The organism is Streptomyces sp. NPDC060194 (genome assembly GCF_042728285.1).
In the GTDB taxonomy this organism is placed as follows: domain Bacteria; phylum Actinomycetota; class Actinomycetes; order Streptomycetales; family Streptomycetaceae; genus Streptomyces.
Map to the genome: position 1 here is coordinate 1 of NZ_JBHWZH010000287.1, position 2,085 is coordinate 2,085.

Annotated in this window: 1 protein-coding gene; it reads right to left on the minus strand. The window is 70.3% G+C overall.

Features of this window, described 5'->3' with window-relative positions; all coding sequences use genetic code 11:
• Positions 1–42: 42 nt before the first annotated feature.
• The gene (gene typA / locus ACFWEG_RS28935) at positions 43–1,947 is read right to left on the minus strand and encodes a translational GTPase TypA (protein WP_387221062.1); all 1,905 of its coding nucleotides are present in this window, start codon (positions 1,945–1,947) and stop codon (positions 43–45) included.
• Positions 1,948–2,085 lie beyond the last annotated feature (138 nt).

Sequence of the window (2,085 nt, forward strand, 5' to 3'; positions counted from 1 at the left end):
GGCCCGCCCCCGCGGAGGGGACGGGCCGTCGGGCGGTGGGGACTAGCGCTTCGCGCGGGACGCGGTGCGGCCGCGCTCCTTCTGGTCCAGGACGACCTTGCGGATGCGGACCGCCTCCGGGGTGACCTCGACGCACTCGTCGTCGCGGCAGAACTCCAGGGACTGCTCCAGGGAGAGCTTGCGCGGCGGGACGATCGCCTCGAAGGAGTCGGCGGAGGAGGAGCGCATGTTGGTGAGCTTCTTCTCCTTGGTGATGTTGACGTCCATGTCGTCGGCGCGGGAGTTCTCGCCGACGATCATGCCCTCGTACACCTCGGTGCCCGGCTCGGTGAAGAGCACGCCGCGCTCCTGCAGGTTGGTCATCGCGAAGGCGGTGACCGCGCCGGCCCGGTCGGCGACCAGGGAGCCGTTGTTGCGGGTGGTCAGCGTGCCGAACCACGGCTCGTGGCCCTCGTGGATCGAGTGCGCGATGCCGGTGCCGCGGGTTCCGGTGAGGAACTCGGTGCGGAACCCGATGAGGCCGCGGGACGGGACGACGAACTCCATGCGGACCCAGCCGGAGCCGTGGTTCGACATGTTGTCCATGCGGCCCTTGCGGGTGCCCATGAGCTGGGTGACGGCGCCCATGTGCTCCTCGGGCACGTCGACCGTGAGGCGCTCGACGGGCTCGTAGGTCTTGCCCTCGACCTGCTTGGTGACGACCTGCGGCTTGCCGATGGTCAGCTCGAAGCCCTCGCGGCGCATCTGCTCGACCAGGATGGCCAGCGCCAGCTCACCGCGGCCCTGCACCTCCCAGGCGTCGGGGCGCTCGGTGTCGAGGACGCGCAGCGAGACGTTGCCGATGAGCTCGCGGTCCAGGCGGTCCTTGACCTGACGGGCCGTCACCTTGCGGTCCTTGACGGCCGACTTGGCCTGGGCGCCCTTGCCGGTGCCGCCGCGGCCGACCAGCGGCGAGGTGTTGGTGCCGATGACCATGGAGATCGCGGGCTCGTCGACCGTGATCAGCGGGAGCGCGATCGGGTTCTCGGGGTCGGCCAGGGTCTCGCCGATCATGATGTCGGGGATGCCGGCGACCGCGCAGATGTCACCGGGGCCCGCCACCTCGGCGGGCTTGCGGGTGAGCGCCTCGGTCATCATCAGCTCGGTGATGCGGACGTTGGAGATGGTGCCGTCGCGCTTGATCCAGGCGACCGTCTGGCCCTTGCGCAGCTCGCCCTGCTCGACGCGGAGCAGCGCGATGCGGCCGAGGAAGTTGTCGGCGTCGAGGTTGGTGACGTGCGCCTGCAGCGGGGCGGCCTCGTCGAACTCGGGGGCCGGGACGTGGGCCAGGATCGTGTCGAAGAACGGCTGCAGGTTGTCGCTGTCGGCGGGGACGGTGCCGTCCTCCGGCTTGGTCAGCGAGGCGACGCCGTCGCGGGCGCAGGCGTAGACGATCGGGAACTCGATCTGGTCCTCGTCCGCGTCGAGGTCCAGGAACAGGTCGTAGGTCTCGTTGACGACCTCGTCGATCCGGGAGTCGGGGCGGTCGGTCTTGTTGATGCAGAGGATGACGGGCATCCGGGCCTGGAGCGCCTTGCGGAGCACGAAGCGGGTCTGCGGGAGCGGGCCCTCGGAGGCGTCGACGAGGAGGACCACCGCGTCCACCATCGACAGGCCGCGCTCGACCTCGCCGCCGAAGTCGGCGTGGCCGGGGGTGTCGATGATGTTGATGGTGATGACGTCGCCGCCATCCTTCGGGTGGTACTTCACCGCGGTGTTCTTGGCCAGGATCGTGATGCCCTTCTCACGCTCCAGGTCGTTGCTGTCCATCATGCGGTCGTCGAGCGACTCGGCGGCGTGCGCGGCGAAGGCGCCCGCCTGCTTGAGCATGGCGTCGACCAGGGTGGTCTTGCCGTGGTCGACGTGGGCGACGATGGCGACGTTTCGGATGTCGTGGCGCGTGGGCATGCTGACTGGCGCTTCTCTCGATCGGGGGATAGGCGTCTCGTTCCGCGTACGCCCGCCGGGCGGACGCGCCACGGCTCCCCCCATGGTACGTGGCCCGGACGCACCGGGACGCGGCGCGGGCCCCGGCCGGAGCGGCCG

What these genes read in the sequence shown, in the direction of transcription:
- typA (WP_387221062.1), bottom strand. Translation starts at nt 1,947, where the DNA reads ATGCCCACGCGCCACGACATCCGAAACGTCGCCATCGTCGCCCACGTC.